Here is a 21,930-nt window from a genome sequence, read left to right as displayed (position 1 = left end):
CTTCTCTCCTCAGGCCGCGCCTAATTACTCGAACCAATGGGCTCGGGCGGCCATGATCAACTTGCCGGCACGATCATCGTCAATGCCGTCGATGTCGAGCAGGTCGTCAATAGACTGCTCGGCCAGGTCTTCGCGGGTAATTACGCCGCGCACCGCCAGTTCCATCGCCAAATCCTTGTCCATACCCTCAAGCGAGAGCAGGTCTTCGGCCGGATGGGCGTCTGCCAGCTTTTCCTCAGTAGCGATGGCTTTAGTCAACAAACGATCCTTGGCACGAGCGCGAAGCTCGTTGACGGTTTCCTCGTCAAAGCCATCGATGTTGAGCATTTCCTCCACCGGTACGTAGGCAATCTCTTCCAGGCTGGTAAAGCCTTCATCGACCAGAACCTGTGCCAGATCTTCGTCGACTTCCAGCTCGTCGATGAAGTTGCGCAGGATGTCGCCGGTTTCTGCTTGCTGCTTAGCCTGGATGTCCGATTCGGTCATCACGTTCAGGGTCCAGCCAGTCAATTGGCTAGCCAGACGCACGTTCTGACCACCGCGACCGATGGCCTGAGCCAGATTGTCTGCGCCAACGGCGATGTCCATTGCATGGGCATCTTCGTCAACGATAATTGCCGCCACTTCAGCCGGCGACATTGCATTGATCACGAACTGAGCCGGGTTGTCGTCCCAAAGGACGATATCAACACGCTCACCGCCCAACTCACCCGACACTGCCTGGACGCGCGAACCGCGCATACCGATGCAAGCGCCTTGCGGGTCGATGCGTTTGTCCTTGGAGCGGACCGCGATCTTGGCGCGCGAACCCGGGTCACGGGATGCTGCCATTACTTCGATCAGGCCTTCAGCGATTTCCGGCACTTCGATGCGGAACAACTCGATCAGCATTTCCGGCGCGGTACGCGACAGGATCAGCTGCGGGCCGCGGTTCTCGGTGCGGATTTCCTTGAGCAGCGCACGCAGACGCACGCCAACCCGGAAAGTTTCGCGAGAGATGATGTCTTCACGAGCCAGCAACGCCTCAGCATTGTTGCCCAGGTCGACGATCACGTTGTCGCGGGTGACTTTCTTCACGGTGCCGGAGATGATTTCCCCCAGGCGCTCGCGATAGGCATCAACGACTTGAGCACGCTCGGCTTCGCGAACTTTCTGCACAATGACTTGCTTGGCAGTCTGTGCAGCGATCCGGCCGAACTCAATGGATTCGATCTTTTCTTCGACTACATCACCGACCTGAGCACCCGGATGCGTTTCTGCAACCTTGCTCGGCCAGGTTTCGATGGCCGGATCGTCCAGGTTTGCTTCTTCGACGACCGTCCAGCGACGGAATGTCTCATAAGCACCCGTGTGGCGATTGATTTCCACACGCAGATCGACTTCGTCCTCGAACCCCTTTTTGGTAGCAGTGGCCAGAGCCAGCTCCAGCGCTTCAAAAATTACGTTTGCCGGTACGCCCTTTTCATTGGATACCGACTCAACAACCAGCAGTACTTCTTTGCTCATCGTACGCCTCGCCTTTCGCAAGCCATTGGATCCGCGGGATCCGCGTCTCAGTCAAAACTGGGAATAATGTTGGCCTTGTCGATCATATCGATCGGCAACAGGAACTCATGGTCTTCTACCTGCACCACGACGTCCTGCTCTTCTACACCGCGCAGAAGGCCCTGAAAGTTGCGTCGGCCTTCGAAAGGCGAGCGCAGCTTGATCTTCACTTGTTCACCGGCAAATTTTGCAAACTGCTCAATAGTGAACAGTGGGCGTTCCATGCCAGGCGAGGAAACTTCAAGGGTGTATTCAACGGCGATTGGATCTTCAACATCCAGGACACCGCTGATCTGACGGCTGACGATGGCACAATCGTCCACCAGCACGCCGCCCTCTTTATCAATATAAACGCGCAACATTGAGTGGCGACCTTGAGCCGAAAACTCAATACCCCAGCATTCATAGCCTAGGGCCACGACCACCGGGGCCAGCAAGGCCTGCAACTCTTCTAGCTTGCTCGACACCTGAACCCCCTCGTGCATGTATGTGCATGCTGTGCAAAATAAAAAAATGGGCGAAACGCCCATCCTTGAAACGCCGTCGAACAGCGGCGTTGAAAGTGTCCAGCTAACAAAAAGCCCCTTAAAAGGGGCTCCTTAAACTGGTTGCGGGGGCCGGATTTGAACCGACGACCTTCGGGTTATGAGCCCGACGAGCTACCAGACTGCTCCACCCCGCGACAAAGCTGGGGCGGAAGTATACGACCGATCCCTGACAGGGTCAATGTAACCTTCCACCTACAAGAAAGCCCGCAACAGCGGGCTTTCCTGATAATTGGTACCGAGAAGGGGACTCGAACCCCTACACCCTATGGGCACAACCACCTCAAGGTTGCGTGTCTACCAATTCCACCACCTCGGCAATACTACGTTTGAAACCCTTCTTACTTCTGCTCTTGAGCTGGAGGCACGTCAGTCGCTGGAGTAGCCGACTTTTGCTCTTGAAGCACCGGTACATCATCAGAAGCCGGTTGTTGCTTTGGAACTTCCAACACTGCCGGGTTTGGCAAACCTACTTGAGTCAGCTGTTGAGCCTTCTCTTTAGCAAAGTAACCTAACCCTAAGCTGGTTATGAAGAAACCGGCGGCAAGTATAGCAGTAAACTTACTAAGAAAGGTAGAGGAACCTTGGCTTCCGAACACAGTATTTGAAGCACCTGCTCCGAAAGACGCGCCAGCATCCGCACCTTTACCCTGCTGCAGCAATACCAGAGCAACTACGCCCAATGCACCCAGCAGATGAAAAACGACTACGACTGTTTCCAGCATTTTTTCAGTTTCCCGCGGCGCGACAAATCGCACCGAACTCATCTGCATTCAGGGAAGCTCCACCAATGAGCCCCCCATCGATATCCGGCATGCCGAACAGTTCGACCGCATTGGCCGCCTTCACGCTGCCGCCGTATAGAAGCCGCACACCTTGTGCGACTTCAGAATTCTCTGCCGCCAACTGAGCGCGGATGGCTGCGTGCACATCCTGCGCCTGTTGCGGCGAAGCAGTCAGCCCGGTGCCAATGGCCCAGACCGGCTCGTAAGCGATTACTGCCTTTGCAAAGGCACCGACACCCAGCTCCTCTATGATACTGCCCAGCTGACGCCCGACAACTTCAAGAGTTTTACCGGCTTCACGCTGCTCAAGGGTTTCCCCTACGCACAACACCGGAATCAAGCCACATGCCTGCGCCGCTGCGAACTTGCGAATCAGCATACCGTCCTGCTCGCCCATAATCTGACGGCGTTCGGAGTGCCCAACAAGTACCAGGGAACAACCTGCATCCACCAATTGACTCGGCGCGATTTCACCGGTCAGTGCACCCTGCATGGATTCCACCGCACAATTCTGCGCGCCGACCAAAATCGACTTGCCGTTCAAGCCATCAATCACTTGATTGATATGCAAGCAAGGCGGGAATACCGCTACATCAACACCGCTCGGCAAGGCCAGATGACGAAGGCCATTGATCAGCTCAGCGACGCTGGCGCGGGTACCGTGCATCTTCCAGTTACCAGCTACCATAGGGCGACGCATGCTGTACCTCGTCGGTCAAAGTGGGCGCAGATGTTACCCAACACAATCATGGCTGGCAAGCCGAATTCAGGCAGAAACTTCAGTAACCAGTCTTGCCAGCTCTTCGGCGTAACCGCGAACCTGTGTTTCGTCCTCGCCTTCGACCATGACCCGCACCAGCGGCTCCGTCCCGGACTTGCGCAACAGCACGCGCCCACGACCAGCCATAGCCTTGGTAACGCGCTCGCTGGCCTCTTTGACCGAGGGATGATCAAGGGGGCTTGCACCCCCACGGAAACGCACGTTGATCAGCACTTGAGGGCATTTGCGCAATGCCTGACGGGCTTGAGCCAGACCCTCTGAGCGACGTTTCAGCGCCATCAGCACCTGCAGTGCAGCGATGATCGCATCACCGGTGGTGGTGTGACTGAAGCAGACAATGTGCCCCGAGTTTTCCCCACCCACCTGCCAATCGCGCTCAAGCAACTCGGAGATTACGTAACGGTCACCAACGTTGGCCCGCACGAAAGGAATCGTCAGATCCGCCAAGGCCAACTCCAGCCCCAGGTTACTCATCAGCGTACCGACCACACCGCCCTGCAACTTGCCACGCTCCTGCAGATCGCGAGCAATGATGAACAGCAAATCATCGCCGTCGACGACTGTGCCAGTATGATCAACCATCAGGACCCGATCACCATCACCGTCGAAGGCAATACCCAGATCGGCATGCTCGGCCAGTACGGCGGCTTGCAACTGCCCCATATGGGTCGAACCACAATTGTCGTTAATGTTCAGCCCGTTCGGCTGAGCTGACAGCACGACAACATCGGCACCCAGCTCACGGAACACGCTAGGCGCCACTTTGTAGACCGCGCCATGAGCGCAATCGATCACGATCTTCAGACCCGCGAAGCTGGTGCCAGTCGGGACGCTGCTCTTGCAGAATTCAATATAACGACCCGATGCGTCGTTAATGCGCGACACCTTGCCGATCTTGCTCGACTCAACCACGGTCATCGGGGTGTCGAGCAATTCTTCGATCATCAGCTCGACCTCATCCGGAAGCTTGGTGCCCTTTCCGGAGAAAAATTTGATGCCGTTGTCATCGTGAGGGTTGTGCGAGGCACTGATCACGATGCCCGCTTCGGCATGGAAGGTACGTGTCAGGTAGGCGATGGCCGGTGTCGGCATCGGACCCAGGAGCATGACATCGGCACCTGCCGACGTAAGTCCGGCCTCAAGCGCCGATTCGAACATATAGCCGGAGATCCGGGTATCCTTGCCCACCAACACCTTGCAAGCGCCCATTTTGCGGAACGCCATGCCCGCAGCCCAGCCGAGTTTGAGCATAAAGTCAGGAGTAATCGGGTACTCGCCGACCCGACCACGAATGCCGTCGGTGCCAAAGTATTTTTTAGTCATAAGTGCTCCATCGTTTATTCGGCTGATTCCACGGCGGCGATCATCCGCACCACATCGACAGTTTCGGCCACATCATGGACGCGCAATATACGCGCACCCTTGACCGAAGCCAGCGCCGCAAGCGCCAGACCACCATACAGGCGCTCTCCAACCGGACGATTCAAGGCCTGACCTATCATGCTCTTTCGCGAAACCCCGACCAATAGGGGCCGCCCCAGGGCATGCAGGGCCTCCATATGTTTGAACAAGCTTAGATTGTGCTGCAAGTTTTTCGCGAAGCCGAAACCCGGATCAAGAATGATCCGTTCAGTCGGGATCCCCACCGACGCACACTGCGCCATCCGTTCGGTGAGAAACTCGCCCACCTCTTTCGTGACGTCCTGATAATGCGGATTGTCCTGCATGTCACCCGGCTCACCAAGCATATGCATCAGACACACCGGCAACCCCGTGGCCGCGGCCGCATCAAGAGCGCCATCGCGCCGCAACGAGCGCACATCATTGATCAATCCAGCCCCAAGTCGTGCGGTTTCGCGCATGACAGCAGGCGTGGACGTATCGACCGAGATAATCACATCCAGTTCGCGATGAATTCGCTCGACGATGGGTGCCACGCGCTCCAGCTCTTCCAGCGGTGAAACGGCCCTGGCACCCGGCCGGGTCGATTCGCCACCGACGTCGATCAGGGTAGCGCCAGCCGCCACCATAGCCTCAGCATGGCGCAAGGCCGCATCGAGCTGGCTGTATTGGCCACCGTCAGAGAAGGAATCGGGAGTGACATTGAGAATGCCCATGACATGCGTCCGGGCCAAATCAAGAACCCGGTTGCCGCAAGGCAACCGGGTCGAGGACGGAACAGAAGTCATTTCAAACCTTAAACGTCAGCAGCCGGACCGCCGATAGGTGTCTCCGGACGCTCATCCTGCACCTTCGGAGGTGTTCCGGAGGTACCGGTGCTGTCTCCTGACCAGTCGCGAGGCTCGCGAGGTGTACGACCCGCCATGATGTCGTCGATCTGATCGGCATCGATCGTTTCGTACTTCATCAAGGCATCAGCCATTGCGTCGAGCTTGTCACGGTTATCCGTGAGGATCTGCTTTGCCGTGCCGTAGCACTGATCAATGATACTGCGCACTTCGGAATCAATCAGCTTCGCTGTCTCACCGGAGAAGCTTGCACCCTGACCACCACCGCCGCGACCGAGGAACACTTCGCCCTCTTCTTCGGCGTACATCAACGGGCCGAGTTTTTCCGACAAGCCCCACTTGGTCACCATGTTCCGTGCAATCTGGCTGGCACGCATGATGTCGTTTGACGCACCGGTAGTGACGCCGTCGAAGCCCAAGGTCATTTCTTCAGCAATACGACCGCCGTACAGCGAGCAGATCTGGCTGATCAACGCACGCTTGGATAGGCTGTAGCGATCTTCTTCCGGCAGGAACATCGTCACACCCAGCGCACGACCGCGCGGAATGATTGACACCTTGTAGACCGGATCATGCTCGGGCACCACGCGGCCAACAATAGCGTGACCTGCTTCGTGGTAAGCAGTGTTCTGCTTCTCTTTCTCCGACATGACCATGGATTTGCGCTCGGCACCCATCATGATCTTGTCTTTGGCCAACTCGAACTCTTTCATTTCGACGATGCGCTTGCCGGTACGGGCTGCGAACAACGACGCCTCGTTCACCAGGTTAGCCAGGTCGGCACCAGAGAAACCAGGAGTACCACGAGCGATCACGGCCGGAGCGACGTCATCACCCATTGGCACTTTGCGCATATGAACTTTGAGGATCTGCTCGCGACCACGGATATCCGGCAGACCGACGACAACCTGACGGTCGAAACGGCCCGGACGCAGTAGTGCCGGGTCCAGTACGTCTGGTCGGTTGGTTGCGGCGATTACGATGATGCCGTCATTCATTTCGAAGCCGTCCATCTCCACCAGCAACTGGTTGAGAGTCTGTTCGCGCTCGTCATGACCGCCACCCATGCCGGCACCACGATGACGACCGACGGCGTCGATTTCATCGATAAAAATGATGCATGGAGCGTGTTTCTTGGCCTGTTCAAACATGTCGCGAACACGGCTGGCACCGACACCGACGAACATTTCGACGAAATCGGAACCGGAAATGGTGAAGAACGGCACTTTGGCTTCGCCGGCAATCGCCTTGGCCAGCAAGGTTTTACCGGTACCAGGAGGACCAACCATCAGTACGCCGCGAGGAATGCGACCGCCCAGACGCTGGAACTTGCCCGGATCACGCAGGAACTCGACCAGTTCACCGACCTCTTCCTTGGCTTCGTCGCAACCAGCAACGTCACCCAGAGTGGTTTTCACCTGATCTTCGGAGAGCAGGCGCGCCTTGCTCTTGCCGAAGCTCATCGGCCCGCCCTTGCCGCCGGCACCGCCCTGCATCTGCCGCATGAAGAACATGAACACGGCGATGATCACCAGGATCGGGAAGCTTGCAACCAGGAGTTGAGTCCAGATGCTTTGCTGCTCAGGCTGCTTGCCTTCGACCACAACGTGGTTATCCACGAGATCGCCGATCAGACCGTTGTCCTGGATTGCAGGACGAATGGTCTTGAAGCTGTCGCCATCGTTGCGTTTGCCGGTAATCACATAGCCGTCAACTGCTACGCGCTCGACCTTGCCATCCTTGACCTGCTGGATGAAGTCGGAATAGTTGAGGGTCTGCGGCTCGTTAGGGCTGGAGAAGTTGTTCATCACTGTCACCAGGACAGCCGCGATGATCAACCACAGGATCAGATTCTTTGCCATATCGTTCAATTAACTACCCTCTGAAGCAAGCTCCGCTAATGAAGCGCGCTTCGCATGATATTCACCGGCCTAACTTACTACATTACCGACGGCTCTGGCAGGCGCCGTCTGTAACCCTTTGTGAAACACTTTCTACACACTATTCGCTAATGCTCACGGGGCGAAATACGAAAAACCTATCACCCCGGTCGAAAAACCTCTTATTCCTCGCTGCGACCACGGAATCCACGGCCCAACAAATACTGCTCACGAGAGCGATCGCGCGACGATTTAGGCTTGCGCGTCGTGACCTTCTCGAATTGCTGGCGAACGCTTTTGTGGTATTCGTCGAAACCTTCACCCTGGAAGACCTTGATCAAGAAATCACCACCGGGCTTCAACACCCGAGTCGCCAGATCCAGCGCCAACTCGCACAGGAACATCGATCGCGGCATATCAACAGACGCCAATCCACTCATATTGGGGGCCATATCGGAAATCACAAGGTCTACCTCGTTTTTTCCGACAGCTTCGAGGATCTGCGCCAGTACGGCGTCCTGGGTAAAGTCGCCCTGAATGAAGGTCACATCAGGGATGCTGTCCATTTCAAGGATGTCGGAAGCAATCAGCGTACCTTGCCCACCAATCAGACGACTGGTCACCTGGGACCAGCCACCCGGGGCGGCACCCAGGTCGATCACGCTCATGCCTGGACGGATCAAACGGTCTCTTTCCTGAATCTCCAGCAGCTTGTAGCTGGCACGGGAACGATACCCGTCTTTTTGCGCCATCTTCACGAATGGGTCGTTGAAATGTTCTTGCAGCCATTTAAGGCTTGTCTTGGAACGGGCCACGGGCCACCTCGAAAAAATAAAACGGGTCGTGATTAACTGGGCGGTCCCGGACTCGCTCGGGTAAACTGGCCGCCGCTTTTTACAAGATCAGACGCAGGGGTCAGATTATGCCGCTCACTCAAGAGCAGAAGAAACAGTACAAATCCATTGGCCACCATCTGAAACCAGTTTTGACTGTGGCTGACAACGGTTTGACTGAAGGTGTGTTAGCCGAACTTGAACGCGCTTTGGCGGATCACGAGCTGATCAAAATCAAGCTCAACATCCTCGATCGCGAATCGCGCTTGGCGACCATTGCAGAACTCTGCAAGGTCGGCAAAGGGGATCTGGTTCAAGTCATCGGCAAGATGGCACTGATTTACCGCAAGAACTTCAGCGTCAACAAGCAGCTGTCGAACGTGCATCGCTTCAAGTGATGACAAGGGTCAAGGGTGTGCTTCGCGCACCCTGCCACTCCATCCAGGCACCGGTTGCAACACCAGCACCAGCCCGGAAAAGCCCAGAACAAGATAACTGAACGTCTCCCAGCGCACCGCATGCGGCCAACCGTAGCGCACGATGAAAAACATCGCACACGCATACAGCGCCATCATCAGCAGTTGTCCGCGAATATCCCGCCATAGACTGGCAAGGCCCTCAGCCTGAACCAGCACCAAAGCCTGAAAAATCACGCACGCTGCGGCAAATCCCACCATCAGCGCATCCAGCATGCCTGCAATTTCGTCGATCAGCAGCGGCGCCAGGCCAATTCGCCCCAGCACCGGCAGCAGACCGATGTGTAACAGCCACAGGCCGCCAACCCACAACACTTGAGTCAACTGCCAAAGCACGGCGCCCGCACGTAGCGGGCGCCTGCGTTCAGATGTGGCGAACTTCGACAATCTCGTACTCGATAACGCCACCTGGCGTTTTCACGGCAACCACATCACCCTCTTCCTTGGCAATCAAGGCGCGGGCCAGTGGCGAACCCACCGAAATCTTGCCGAGTTTGAAGTCAGCCTCATCCTCACCCACGATGTGGTAAGTGACGCGCTCATCCGTTTCGACGTTGGCGATTTCAACGGTAGTGCCGAAAATCACTTTACCGGTGTGAGGAATGGTCGTGACATCAATGATGACCTGATTCTGAATCCGGCCTTCGATGTCACGAACCCGCGCCTCGACCATACCCTGCTGCTCGCGAGCAGCGTGGTATTCGGCGTTTTCCTTCAAGTCACCCAACTCGCGGGCCGTGCCGATGTCCTGGCTGAGCTTCGGACGGACGACTTTGGTCAGGTGAGCGTGTTCTTCTTCCAGGGCTTTTGCGCCCTTGACGGTCATCGGGTACTTGATCATGCCTTCAATCCTGCGTGTAGATCCTGCAAGCGGCGCACGGTCTTATCGGGACCGAACTTCAGCGCTTCGCAGATGGCTTCGCCAGCAGCAATGGTGGTGGTGCAGTAGATTTTGTGCTGCAAGGCATTACGACGAATAGAGTACGAATCAGCGATCGACTGACGACCTTCGGTGGTGTTGATGATCAAAGTGACTTCGTCATTCTTGATCATGTCGACCACGTGCGGACGACCTTCGGTCACCTTGTTCACACGACGCACTTTCAGGCCTGCGGCTTCGATCAGCTTGGCAGTACCGGCAGTGGCGACCACTTCGAAGCCCAAGTTGATCAGATCACGGGCTACGCCTGCAACCAGCGGCTTGTCGTCATCACGCACGCTGATGAACGCGGTACCACCAGTCGGCAGCACTTCGCTGGCGCCCATTTGGGCTTTGGCAAACGCTTCACCGAAGGTGTCACCCACGCCCATCACTTCACCGGTGGACTTCATCTCTGGGCCCAGGATCGGGTCCACACCAGGGAACTTGGCGAATGGGAATACCGCCTCTTTCACGCTGTAGAAGTTCGGAATGATTTCTTTGGTGAAACCGATTTCCTTCAGGGTTTTACCTGCCATGACGCGAGCCGCGATCATCGCCAGGGAAACGCCGATGCACTTGGACACGAACGGTACGGTACGGGAAGCGCGCGGATTGACTTCGATGACGTAGATGTCTTCGCCTTGCAGCGCCAACTGAACGTTCATCAGGCCGACAACGCCCAGTTCCAGGGCCATTTTCTTGACCTGTTCGCGCATCTCGTCCTGGATGTGTGCAGGCAGCGAGTACGGCGGCAGGGAGCATGCGGAGTCACCGGAGTGAACGCCGGCCTGCTCGATGTGCTGCATGATCGCGCCGATCACCACGTCGGTGCCGTCGCAAACCGCGTCCACGTCCATTTCGATGGCGCAGTTGAGGAAGTGGTCGAGCAGCACCGGGCTGTCGTTGGACACTTTCACTGCATCACGCAGGTAGCGCTTGAGTTCTTCTTCTTCGTAGACGATTTCCATCGCACGACCGCCCAACACGTAGGACGGGCGAACCACCAACGGGTAACCGATCTTGCTGGCGGCACGAATCGCTTCGTCTTCGCTGCGCACAGTGGCGTTTGGCGGCTGACGCAGGTTCAGGCGCTCGACCATCTGCTGGAAACGCTCACGGTCTTCGGCACGGTCAATAGCGTCAGGACTGGTGCCGATGATCGGCACGCCAGCTTCTTCCAGGGCACGAGCCAGTTTCAACGGGGTTTGGCCGCCGTACTGGACGATCACGCCTTTCGGCTTCTCGACGCGGACGATTTCCAGCACGTCTTCCAGGGTTACTGGTTCGAAGTACAAGCGATCGGAGGTGTCGTAGTCGGTCGACACGGTTTCCGGGTTGCAGTTGACCATGATGGTCTCGTAACCGTCGGCGCGCAGGGCCAGCGCCGCGTGTACGCAGCAGTAGTCGAACTCGATGCCTTGGCCGATACGGTTTGGACCGCCGCCGAGGATCATGATCTTGTCGCGGCCCGAAGGCGCGGCTTCGCACTCTTCCTCGTAAGTTGAGTACATGTAGGCGGTGTCGGTGGCGAACTCGGCCGCGCAGGTGTCAACGCGCTTGTAGACCGGGTAAACCTCGAGCTTGTGACGGTGGCGACGCAAAGCCTTCTCGGTCACGCCCAGCAGCTTGGCCAGACGCATGTCGGAGAAGCCTTTGCGCTTGAGCTTGAACATCAAGTCGCGGTCTATGCTGGCCAGACCCAGGGTCTTGACCTTCTCTTCTTCCTTGATCAGATCTTCGATCTGCACCAGGAACCACGGGTCGATCATGTTCATGCCGAAGATGTCTTCGACCGACAGGCCGGCACGGAAGGCGTCAGCCACGTACCAGATTCGCTCGGCGCCCGGTACGGTCAGTTCGCGCTTGAGCACGCTCATGCTTTCCGGGTTGCTCAGGTCGAGCTTCTCGTCCAGACCGCAAACGCCCACTTCCAGGCCGCGCAGGGCTTTCTGCAGGGATTCCTGGAAGGTCCGGCCGATGGCCATGACTTCACCCACCGACTTCATTTGAGTGGTCAGGCGTGCGTCGGCTTTCGGGAATTTCTCGAAGGCGAAACGTGGCAGCTTGGTCACGACGTAGTCGATGGACGGCTCGAAGGATGCCGGAGTAGCACCGCCGGTGATTTCGTTCTGCAGTTCGTCCAGGGTGTAGCCGATCGCCAGCTTGGCAGCGATACGCGCAATCGGGAAACCAGTGGCTTTCGAGGCCAGCGCCGAAGAGCGGGATACACGCGGGTTCATCTCGATCACGACCATACGGCCAGTGTCCGGGCAGATGCCAAACTGAACGTTGGAGCCGCCGGTTTCCACGCCGATCTCACGCAGTACCGCCAACGAGGCGTTACGCATGATCTGGTATTCCTTGTCCGTCAGGGTTTGTGCCGGAGCAACAGTGATCGAGTCACCGGTGTGCACGCCCATCGGGTCAAAGTTTTCGATAGAGCAGACGATGATGCAGTTGTCCTTCTTATCACGGACAACCTCCATCTCGTATTCTTTCCAGCCGATCAGGGATTCGTCGATCAGTAGCTCTTTGGTCGGCGACAGGTCGAGGCCGCGGGCGCAGATTTCTTCGAACTCTTCACGGTTGTAAGCGATACCGCCACCAGTGCCGCCCATGGTGAAGGACGGACGGATGATGCACGGGAAGCCAAGCTTCTCGAGGACCACGTTGGCCTCTTCCATGCTGTGGGCGATACCCGAACGCGGGCAGTCCAGACCGATGGATTTCATCGCCTTGTCGAAGCGCGAACGGTCTTCTGCCTTGTCGATGGTGTCAGCGTTGGCACCGATCATCTCTACGCCGAACTTCTCCAGAACGCCTTCGCGCTCCAGGTCCAGTGCGCAGTTCAGAGCGGTCTGGCCACCCATGGTCGGCAGCAGCGCGTCCGGACGCTCTTTCTCGATGATCTTGGCAACGGTCTGCCACTTGATCGGTTCGATGTAGGTGGCGTCGGCCATGTCCGGGTCGGTCATGATGGTCGCTGGGTTGGAGTTCACCAGGATGACGCGGTAACCCTCCTCGCGCAGGGCTTTACAGGCCTGGGCGCCGGAGTAGTCGAATTCGCAGGCCTGGCCGATCACGATCGGGCCAGCGCCGAGAATCAGGATGCTTTTAATGTCTGTACGTTTTGGCATGGGTTTGTCACTCAAATCCGCAGGTCAGTCGGCAAGCCGTCTTGTTCAATCTTTGAAGCCTTGAGGGGGCCACCGACATCGGGACCGCCCTCACGCTTTGCTACATCACGGCGAGCGATTAGCGTCGCTTGGCCATCTCATTGATGAAGCGATCAAACAGTGGTGCCACGTCGTTCGGGCCAGGGCTGGCTTCAGGGTGACCCTGGAAGCTGAAGGCGCTCTTGTCGGTACGCTCGATCCCCTGCAGGGTGCCGTCGAACAGCGATTTGTGAATCGCACGAACATTGGCTGGCAGGGTGGCTTCGTCGACCGCAAAACCGTGGTTCTGACTGGTGATCATCACAACACCGCTGTCCAGATCCTGGACCGGGTGGTTGGCGCCGTGGTGGCCGTGACCCATTTTCAGGGTCTTGGCGCCGGAGGCCAGGGCCAGCAGCTGGTGACCGAGGCAGATACCGAAGACCGGAATCTCGGTTTCCAGCACATCCTTGATCGCCTGGATCGCATAGTCGCAAGGCTCCGGGTCACCAGGGCCGTTGGACAGGAACACGCCGTCCGGCTTCAGAGCCAGGGCTTCAGCAGCGGGTGTCTGTGCCGGCACCACGGTGACGCGGCAACCGCGCTCGACCAGCATGCGCAGGATGTTCAGCTTGACGCCGTAGTCGTAGGCAACCACGTGGTAGGGCAGCTCGGAGGCTGAGAGGGTCGCGTGGCTGTCGGTTTTCAGGTCCCAGACAGTCGAGCGCCACTCGTACTTCTCTTTGGTGCTGACAACCTTCGCCAGGTCCATGCCTTTGAGGCCAGGGAAACCCTGGGCTGCAGCGATGGCGGCTTCTTCGGAGATGTTGTCACCGGCCATGATGCAGCCGTTCTGCGCGCCTTTTTCACGCAGGATGCGCGTCAGGCGGCGAGTGTCGATACCGGCTATTGCCACAACGTTGTTGGCTTTCAGGTAGTCGGACAGGGACATCGTGTTACGCCAGTTGCTCGCAACCAGCGGCAGGTCACGGATGACCAGGCCAGCGGACCATACGCGGTCAGACTCGGCGTCTTCCGGTGTGGTGCCGGTGTTGCCGATGTGCGGGTAAGTCAGGGTAACGATCTGTTGGGCGTAGGAAGGATCGGTAAGGATTTCCTGATAGCCGGTCATGGCGGTGTTGAACACCACCTCACCAACGGTTTGACCGTCGGCTCCAATGGCTTCGCCGCGAAAAATGCTGCCATCAGCAAGGGCGAGTATGGCTGGCTTAGTCAAGAAGACCTCCCGTAAATAAAGCCTGAAAGGGCGATCGCAGGTTGTAAAAAAGCGGAGTGACGTATGGACACGTCACCCCGCTTCTTCACCGAATAATTCTGCGCGCTTTTAGTGGACACACTAAAGCTGTAGCTTACAGAAAAAGGCATTTTTGGTCTACCGCCAATGAGCCTTAAAGGCCGGAGAATGCGACAGGATGTCGCTTGGCGTAATAAAACCGGGTCCAAACAGTGTGTTGGAACCCGGTTTCGGGGGCATCTTAACGCAGATCGAGCACGTCTTGCATGTCGTAAAGACCCGGCTCACGACCCTCCAGCCACAACGCAGCACGTACCGCGCCCTTGGCGAAGGTCATGCGACTGGAAGCTTTATGCGTGATCTCCAGTCGCTCACCCTCACAAGCGAACAGCACCGTATGATCGCCAACCACATCACCACCACGAACAGTGGCAAAGCCGATCGTTTCACGCTCACGCACACCGGTGTGACCTTCACGCCCGTAAATCGCAACCTTTTGCAGATCACGATCCAGGGCGTTTGCGATGACCTCGCCCATGCGCAGGGCCGTACCTGAAGGCGCATCGATCTTGTGCCGATGATGAGCCTCGATGATTTCAATATCCGCCTCATCGCCCAACACACGAGCCGTCATTTCGAGCAGCTTCAGCGACAGGTTCACACCAACACTGAAATTGGCTGCAAACACAATGGGAATGTCCTTGCCCGCCTCGGTCAGCAACTGCTTCTGCGCAGCGTCCAACCCGGTAGTGCCGATCACCATGGCCTTGCCCGTCTTGCGGCAGAACGCCAGGTTTTTCAGCATGACTTCCGGGAGTGTGAAGTCGATCAGTACGTCGAACTCATCAGCCACCGCCTCCACATGACCGGACAACGGCACGCCGATACGCCCGAGCGAAGCCAGCTCACCGGCATCCACGCCAATCAGCGTGCTGCCGGGGCGTACGATAGCTGCCGTCAGACCGGTCAGCGGCGCGCGCTGCTGCACTGCCTCAACCAGGATCTTGCCCATGCGCCCGGCAGCGCCCATCACAGCTATACGTCGCATGCCGACTCCTTACAAATCGCCAAAGAAGCGCTTCACGCCTTCGAACCAACCGGTGGTTTTAGGCGAATGGCTGTTGTCATCCGCCAGGGAGCTGCGGAACTCTTCCAGCAACTCGCGCTGACGACGACCCAGGTTGACCGGGGTTTCGACCGCCACACGGCACATCAAATCACCAGCACCGCCGCCGCGCACTGGCGCAACGCCCTTGCCGCGAACACGGAACTGCTTGCCGGTCTGAGTCCCCTCAGGGATTTTCAGTTTGACTCGACCATCGAGGGTCGGAATCTCCAGCTCGCCACCCAGCGCAGCATCGACAAAACTGATGGGCACTTCGCAGAACAGGTGCTTGCCGTCGCGCTGGAAAATCGCGTGCTCGCGCACGTTGATCACCACGTACAGGTCGCCAGTCGGACCACCCTGAGCACCCGCCTCGCCTTCGCCGGACAGACGAATGCGATCACCGGTATCGACACCGGCCGGCACTTTCACCGAGAGGGTTTTGAACTCTTCGACACGGCCTTGGCCGTGGCAGGAATCACACGGATCGGAAATGATCTTGCCCTGACCATGGCAGCGCGGGCAGGTTTGCTGCACCGAGAAGAAGCCTTGCTGCATGCGCACCTGGCCGATACCGCCGCAAGTCGGACAGGTAATCGGCGCGGAGCCTTTCTTGGCACCCGAACCGTCGCACGGCTTGCAGTTGACCAGTGTCGGAACACGGATATTCACGGTCGTACCGCGCACCGCCTCTTCCAGGTTCAGTTCCAGGGTGTAACGCAGGTCGCTGCCGCGCTGAGCGCCGCCACGAGCACCGCCGCGACCGCCGCCGAAGAAGTCACTGAAGACATCACCAAAGATATCGGAGAAGTTCTGACCGCCAAACCCGGCACCGCCGCCGCCCATGCTCGGGTCGACACCGGCATGACCATACTGGTCGTAGGCCGCGCGCTTGCTGGAATCGGACAGCACTTCGTAGGCCTCGTTGGCCTCTTTGAACATATCTTCCGACGCTTTGTCATCGGGATTACGGTCCGGGTGGTGCTTCATTGCCAGGCGACGGTAGGCCTTTTTCAGGTCCGCTTCGCTTGAGCCGCGCTCAACACCCAATACTTCGTAATAATCACGCTTTGCCATAAGTCTTTGCACTCTTAAGGACGTTCGGCAAACCTCTCCTGAGCCTCGCCAAACTCGTTGAGCCCCAATACAGGCCCGGACCCAACTCACGTCAATTCAACGATCCTGGTCTTTGATTCAATGCGGTACTTTTGGCTCGAAAAGCAGGAGCATTCCCAGCCATACCATCAGCACCCGAGCGTTGTCGCATGCTGTAAAAATTCGCTAACTCCAGACATGCCAACGCGGGAGCAAGCTCCCGCGCGGCGACATCCTACCAGTCACCGCCTGAAGGCAGTCAACCGGGCGACCAACAACTTACTTGTGGTCTTTGACTTCTTCGAACTCAGCGTCGACAACGTCGTCAGCCTTTTCAGCTTTTTCGTCGTGCGGTGCAGCGCCTTCAGCGGGCTGAGCCTGCTCGGCGTACATTTTCTGAGCCACTGGCGCGGAGACTTTCGACAGCTCTTCAACCTTGGCGTCGATAGCAGCCTTGTCATCGCCTTTGACGGCGGCTTCCAGGGCAACTACTGCGGCTTCGATTGCAGTCTTCTCTTCAGCGGTCACTTTGTCGCCAGCGTCAGCGACCATTTTGCGCGTCGAGTGAACCAGCGCATCGCCCTGGTTACGAGCAGCGGCCAACTCTTCGAACTGGCGATCTGCGTCGACGTTGGCTTCAGCATCGCGAATCATCTGCTGAATCTCTTCCTCGGACAGACCGGAGTTAGCCTTGATCACGATCGACTGAGTCTTGCCGGTAGCCTTGTCTTTGGCACCTACGTGCAGAATGCCGTTGGCGTCGATGTCGAAGGTCACTTCAATTTGTGGCACGCCACGTGGCGCTGGCGGAATCTCGGCCAGGTCGAACTTGCCCAGAGACTTGTTCTGAGCAGCTTGCTTACGCTCACCTTGCAGCACGTGAATGGTCACAGCGCCCTGGTTGTCATCGGCAGTCGAGAACACTTGCGACTTCTTGGTAGGAATCGTGGTGTTTTTCTCGATCAGCGCAGTCATCACGCCACCCATGGTTTCGATACCCAGGGTCAGCGGGCTGACGTCAAGCAGCAAAACGTCTTTCACATCACCGGCCAATACTGCGCCCTGGATAGCAGCACCCATGGCAACGGCTTCGTCCGGGTTCACGTCTTTACGTGCTTCTTTACCGAAGAACTCGGTCACCAGCTTCTGAACCAGTGGCATGCGGGTCTGACCGCCCACCAGGATCACGTCATTGATCGCGCCAATGTCGATACCGGAGTCTTTCAGAGCGATGCGGCAAGGTTCGATGGTGCGTTGAACCAGGTCTTCTACCAGCGCTTCGAGCTTGGCACGGGAGATTTTCACGTTCAAGTGCTTAGGACCGGTGGCGTCTGCAGTGATGTACGGCAGGTTCACGTCGGTCGAATTGCTCGAAGACAGTTCGATCTTGGCTTTTTCAGCGGCTTCTTTCAGGCGCTGCATGGCCAGCGGGTCACCTTTAAGGTTCATGCCGCTTTCTTTCTTGAATTCGTCGACGAGGTAGTCGATCAGACGAATATCAAAGTCTTCACCGCCCAGGAATGTGTCGCCGTTGGTGGCCAACACTTCGAACTGGTGCTCACCATCGACTTCAGCGATTTCGATCACGGAAACGTCGAAAGTACCGCCGCCCAAGTCATAAACGATCACGGTGTGATCGCCTTTCGCCTTGTCCATACCGTAGGCCAGAGCGGCTGCGGTTGGTTCGTTGATGATACGTTTTACGTCCAGACCAGCAATACGACCGGCGTCTTTGGTCGCTTGACGCTGGCTGTCGTTGAAGTAGGCCGGAACAGTGATCACTGCTTCGGTCACTGGCTCGCCGAGGTAGTCTTCGGCGGTCTTCTTCATTTTCTTCAGAATTTCAGCCGAGATTTGTGGCGGCGACATTTTCTGGCCGTTCACTTCAACCCAAGCGTCACCGTTATCAGCCTTGGCGATTTTGTACGGGACCATCTTGATGTCTTTCTGTACGACTTCTTCGTCGAACTTACGACCGATCAAACGCTTCACCGCATACAGGGTGTTGTGCGGATTGGTCACTGCCTGACGCTTGGCCGATTGACCAACGAGGATTTCACCATCGTTGGCATAAGCGATGATCGACGGCGTGGTACGCGTGCCTTCAGCGTTTTCAATAACTTTGGCTACGCCGTTTTCCATCACGGAGACGCAGGAGTTGGTAGTCCCCAGGTCGATACCGATAATTTTGCCCATGTTCACTCTCCCGAAACTTTGGATTTGGATGCCGCAGCAGTGGTGGCTAACTGCGGTAGCACTTAAACGCTTGACTTCTAAATGGGGGCCTTGCGGCTAATTTCAAGCCTGCTCGTCAATCGAAGGCGAAACCGGCGCCGGGGCCTTGCTGACCACGACCATGGCCGGACGCAGCAGGCGACCGTTGAGCTGATAGCCCTTCTGGAACACCTTGAGCACGCTGTTCGGCTCGACGTCGGCGCTTTCCTGCATGGCCATTGCCTGATGCTGAACGGCATTGAACGGTTCGCCATGCGGATCGATCGCTTCCAGCTGATAACGCTTCAGGGTGTCCTGGAACATTTTCAGGGTCAGCTCAATGCCTTCGCGCATTGGACGGATGCTTTCGTCATCCGGATTGGACAACTCCAGACCGCGCTCCAGGCTGTCGATGATTGGCAACAAGTCACCAGCGAATTTTTCCAGCGCGAACTTGTGAGCCTTTTCGACATCCTGTTCGGCGCGACGGCGGACGTTCTGCAGATCAGCCGCTACACGCAAAGCCTGATCATGAGCGCCAGCCAATTGCTCTTCGAGCACTTGAACACGAACCGCCAGCTCATTACCCGAATCCTGGGCAGCCTGATCGGCGTCTAGATTTTGCGTATCCACTGTCTGTTCGTCAGCCATAGATTTCTCCTTTCAATATCTTCCGCGAGCTCAACTCGCGCTTCTGCCCAGCTATATGGGGCCGCAAAATTCAGCTTCAAGGGGCGCTTATTTATTAACCTTACAAAAAACAGCTGCATTGTCATTCCCGGGCGCACTAAGGATTTCGTCGGATCAAGCAAATCAAGCTAAGGGAGGGCATTGTCAGCCAGAAACAAAACACTGTATAAATAACCAGACCTAAAGCCTGGGAGCGGCCTTTATGCTGGTGCACCTGTCCGTACATAACTACGCCATCGTTGAACATCTCGATCTCGAACTCGATCGCGGGATGAGCGTGATCACAGGAGAGACCGGCGCCGGCAAGTCGATCATGCTCGACGCCCTGGGCCTGACCCTGGGCGATCGCGCCGACAGCGGCGTGGTCCGTCCCGGCGCAGACAAGGCCGATATCCTGGCAACCTTCGACCTGGTCGATATTCCGGAAGCCAGCGCCTGGCTGGCCGAGCGCGACCTGGAGAGTGACGGCCCGTGCATCCTGCGCCGGGTGATTACCGCCGAAGGGCGCTCGCGCGGCTACATCAATGGCACGCCCTGCCCCCTCGGCGATCTCAAGGCCCTGGGCGAGTTGCTGATCGACATCCACAGCCAGCATGAACACCAATCCCTGCTCAAGACCGACACGCACCGCCGTCTGCTCGACGAGTACGCCGGCGCAACGGACCTTGCCCGTCACGTACATCTGGCCGCCCAACGCTGGCGCCAGACCCGCCAGGAACTGGAACGCCTCTCCAATTCCGGCGACGAACAACGCGCTCGCCATCAATTGCTCAGCTACCAACTCGAAGAGCTGGAAAACCTCGGCCTCGGCGAAAACGAGCTGGAGCGGCTGGAACAGGAACACAAGAACCTGACCAACGCCGAAACCCTGCTGGGCATTTGCCGGCAAGTGGTCGAGCAATGCAGCGAAAGTGATTCCGGCAATGTGCTGAACGCCCTCACCGCCAGCCTCAACCGCCTTTCGAGCGTCAACAATTCGATTGGGGCCCTGGGTGAAGCCAGCAGCCTGCTGACCAGTGCGCAGATCCAGGTCGAAGAAGCCGTGGGGGAACTGAACCGCTTCCTTGATAACTTCGATGCCGATCCGGCGCGTCTTCAGTACCTGGAGGAACGCCTTGATGCGATCTACACCATGGCGCGCAAACACCGCATCCAGCCGACCGAAGTGGCGGAGATGCAGCAGAAGTTGCTCGATGAAATCGAGACCCTGAATGCCAACGACGAATCCATCGAGCGCCTGAGCGATGAACTGGCCTCCTATGCCCGTCACTATCAGGAAAAGGCTCGTGAGCTGAGCGATTTACGCCATCAGGCGTCGAGCAGCCTGGCTAGCGCCGTGGAGCAGGAAATTCAGCGGCTGGGCATGCCCGGCGGTCGCTTCACCATTGAACTGCGCCCCAACAGCAGCGATGAACTGCTGCCCAATGGCCTTGAGCAGGTAGAACTGCTCGTGAGCGCCAACCCGGGGCAACCGCTGAAAGCCCTGGCAAAAGTCGCATCCGGCGGCGAGCTGTCACGGATCAGCCTGGCGATTCAAGTGATCACCGCGCAAACCTCGCGTGTACCGACCCTGGTGTTCGACGAAGTGGACGTGGGCATCGGCGGCCCGACCGCCGAGATCGTCGGCCAGTTGCTGCGTCGACTGGGGGAGCGCGGGCAAGTTCTGACCGTGACTCACTTGCCGCAAGTAGCAGCGCAGGGGCATCAGCATCTATTCGTGCACAAAGTGCGCGGTGAGGATGCCACTCACACAGCCGTCTCCAAACTGAGCAAGAATGATCGTGTCGAAGAAGTGGCGCGGATGCTGGGAGGCATCGACCTCACCAAGGAATCTCTGGCTCATGCCAGGAAAATGGTCGTCACTGCGAAAATTTAAGATCCGCAGAAAGCACGAAGGCGACCCTGGGGTCGCCTTCGCTCGTTTCGCGAACCTTAAGTTCGCGCGACATGCTTACTTTTTCTTGCGCACGTACAGCACAAGGTTGTGATCAACCATCTCGAAGCCATACTTGTCGACGACTGCCTTCTGCAGACGCTCGATTTCTTCGTCGAAGAATTCGATCACTTCACTGGTCTCGACGTTGACCATATGGTCGTGATGCTTGCCGTCGTCCAGCTCGAAGACCGCATGGCCTCCGTCGAAGTTGTGCCGCACCACAAGGCCAGCTGCCTCGAACTGAGTCAGAACACGGTAAACCGTGGCCAGACCGACGTCCTCACCAGCCTCCATCAGCGCCTTGTAGACATCCTCGGCACTCATGTGGCGTTGCTCGGCGGAATCGAGCATTTGCAGAATTTTGACCCGTGGAAGGGTCACTTTGAGGCCAGCTTTGCGTAGTTCGCTATTTTCAACCATGGTCAGCTTTCTCGCGATGCTGCTTCGCAGCTTCTCTTAATGCG

The 21,930-nt window shown here is 57.4% G+C and carries 19 protein-coding genes and 2 tRNA genes; 2 read left to right on the top strand and 19 right to left on the bottom strand.

Annotation, left to right across the window (positions count from 1 at the left end; all coding sequences use genetic code 11):
- Positions 1-24 precede the first annotated feature (24 nt).
- The 10 genes from nusA to rlmE form a co-directional block, all read right to left on the bottom strand.
- Positions 25-1,506, bottom strand: a complete 1,482-nt coding sequence (gene nusA, locus ACYZTU_RS05020; protein WP_461968464.1) for a transcription termination factor NusA — start codon at positions 1,504-1,506, stop codon at positions 25-27.
- Between the two features lie 47 nt (positions 1,507-1,553).
- Entirely contained in the window at positions 1,554-2,012 is a 459-nt protein-coding gene (gene rimP, locus ACYZTU_RS05015; protein ID WP_010463487.1) for a ribosome maturation factor RimP, read from the bottom strand.
- 138 nt (positions 2,013-2,150) lie between these two features.
- A tRNA-Met gene (locus ACYZTU_RS05010) sits at positions 2,151-2,227 on the bottom strand.
- Between the two features lie 96 nt (positions 2,228-2,323).
- A tRNA-Leu gene (locus tag ACYZTU_RS05005) sits at positions 2,324-2,409 on the bottom strand.
- A 22-nt stretch (positions 2,410-2,431) separates the two neighbouring features.
- Positions 2,432-2,815 (bottom strand): preprotein translocase subunit SecG, encoded by a 384-nt coding sequence (secG, locus tag ACYZTU_RS05000; RefSeq protein ID WP_010463489.1) that lies wholly within the window; start codon positions 2,813-2,815, stop codon positions 2,432-2,434.
- Positions 2,816-2,819: 4 nt separating this feature from the next.
- Positions 2,820-3,575, bottom strand: a complete 756-nt coding sequence (gene tpiA / locus ACYZTU_RS04995; protein ID WP_461968462.1) for a triose-phosphate isomerase — start codon at positions 3,573-3,575, stop codon at positions 2,820-2,822.
- 66 nt (positions 3,576-3,641) lie between these two features.
- Complete coding sequence (gene glmM, locus ACYZTU_RS04990; RefSeq protein WP_461968460.1) at positions 3,642-4,979, bottom strand: phosphoglucosamine mutase; 1,338 nt, start codon at positions 4,977-4,979, stop codon at positions 3,642-3,644.
- A gap of 14 nt (positions 4,980-4,993) precedes the next feature.
- On the bottom strand, positions 4,994-5,845 hold the full coding sequence (gene folP / locus ACYZTU_RS04985) for a dihydropteroate synthase (RefSeq protein WP_461968458.1): 852 nt from the start codon (positions 5,843-5,845) through the stop codon (positions 4,994-4,996).
- Positions 5,846-5,853: 8 nt separating this feature from the next.
- Positions 5,854-7,767: an ATP-dependent zinc metalloprotease FtsH gene (gene ftsH / locus ACYZTU_RS04980; protein WP_461968456.1), complete on the bottom strand. Its 1,914-nt coding sequence runs from the start codon at positions 7,765-7,767 to the stop codon at positions 5,854-5,856.
- Between the two features lie 200 nt (positions 7,768-7,967).
- Positions 7,968-8,600 carry a 23S rRNA (uridine(2552)-2'-O)-methyltransferase RlmE gene (rlmE, locus tag ACYZTU_RS04975; RefSeq protein ID WP_461968454.1) on the bottom strand — a complete coding sequence of 211 codons (633 nt, stop codon included), beginning with the start codon at positions 8,598-8,600 and terminating at the stop codon, positions 7,968-7,970.
- Positions 8,601-8,707: 107 nt separating this feature from the next.
- On the opposite strand from rlmE, the gene ACYZTU_RS04970 reads away from it, so the two are divergent.
- Positions 8,708-9,016 (top strand): YhbY family RNA-binding protein, encoded by a 309-nt coding sequence (locus tag ACYZTU_RS04970; protein WP_282374969.1) that lies wholly within the window; start codon positions 8,708-8,710, stop codon positions 9,014-9,016.
- A 9-nt stretch (positions 9,017-9,025) separates the two neighbouring features.
- Here the strand turns inward: ACYZTU_RS04970 and ACYZTU_RS04965 are convergent, their stop codons facing one another.
- From ACYZTU_RS04965 to grpE, 8 genes are all read right to left on the bottom strand, one after another.
- On the bottom strand, positions 9,026-9,430 hold the full coding sequence (locus ACYZTU_RS04965; protein WP_461968453.1) for an MFS transporter: 405 nt from the start codon (positions 9,428-9,430) through the stop codon (positions 9,026-9,028).
- A 28-nt stretch (positions 9,431-9,458) separates the two neighbouring features.
- Positions 9,459-9,935 carry a transcription elongation factor GreA gene (gene greA / locus ACYZTU_RS04960; protein ID WP_461968451.1) on the bottom strand — a complete coding sequence of 159 codons (477 nt, stop codon included), beginning with the start codon at positions 9,933-9,935 and terminating at the stop codon, positions 9,459-9,461.
- Positions 9,932-13,153: a carbamoyl-phosphate synthase large subunit gene (carB, locus tag ACYZTU_RS04955; RefSeq protein ID WP_461968450.1), complete on the bottom strand. Its 3,222-nt coding sequence runs from the start codon at positions 13,151-13,153 to the stop codon at positions 9,932-9,934. The genes greA and carB overlap by 4 nt, the downstream gene beginning before the upstream one ends.
- A 118-nt stretch (positions 13,154-13,271) precedes the next feature.
- Entirely contained in the window at positions 13,272-14,408 is a 1,137-nt protein-coding gene (carA, locus tag ACYZTU_RS04950) for a glutamine-hydrolyzing carbamoyl-phosphate synthase small subunit (RefSeq protein ID WP_449643159.1), read from the bottom strand.
- 259 nt (positions 14,409-14,667) lie between these two features.
- A complete protein-coding gene (dapB, locus tag ACYZTU_RS04945) occupies positions 14,668-15,474 on the bottom strand; it encodes a 4-hydroxy-tetrahydrodipicolinate reductase (protein WP_461968449.1) in 807 nt (268 codons plus the stop codon).
- A 9-nt stretch (positions 15,475-15,483) separates the two neighbouring features.
- Positions 15,484-16,608: a molecular chaperone DnaJ gene (dnaJ, locus tag ACYZTU_RS04940; protein ID WP_461968447.1), complete on the bottom strand. Its 1,125-nt coding sequence runs from the start codon at positions 16,606-16,608 to the stop codon at positions 15,484-15,486.
- A gap of 297 nt (positions 16,609-16,905) precedes the next feature.
- Positions 16,906-18,822, bottom strand: coding sequence for a molecular chaperone DnaK (gene dnaK, locus ACYZTU_RS04935; protein WP_131060791.1), 1,917 nt, complete (start codon positions 18,820-18,822; stop codon positions 16,906-16,908).
- A 102-nt stretch (positions 18,823-18,924) separates the two neighbouring features.
- Positions 18,925-19,491 carry a nucleotide exchange factor GrpE gene (gene grpE, locus ACYZTU_RS04930; RefSeq protein ID WP_461968445.1) on the bottom strand — a complete coding sequence of 189 codons (567 nt, stop codon included), beginning with the start codon at positions 19,489-19,491 and terminating at the stop codon, positions 18,925-18,927.
- Between the two features lie 241 nt (positions 19,492-19,732).
- Here grpE and recN point away from each other — a divergent pair, with 241 nt between their 5' ends.
- A complete protein-coding gene (gene recN, locus ACYZTU_RS04925) occupies positions 19,733-21,406 on the top strand; it encodes a DNA repair protein RecN (protein WP_461968444.1) in 1,674 nt (557 codons plus the stop codon).
- Between the two features lie 75 nt (positions 21,407-21,481).
- Here recN and fur read toward each other — a convergent pair whose 3' ends face one another.
- Positions 21,482-21,886, bottom strand: coding sequence for a ferric iron uptake transcriptional regulator (gene fur / locus ACYZTU_RS04920; RefSeq protein WP_458508468.1), 405 nt, complete (start codon positions 21,884-21,886; stop codon positions 21,482-21,484).
- Positions 21,887-21,930: the final 44 nt, after the last annotated feature.

Source organism: Pseudomonas sp. HLT2-19-2, from assembly GCF_054898005.1.
This window is presented reverse-complemented; position numbering and strand designations above follow the sequence as displayed.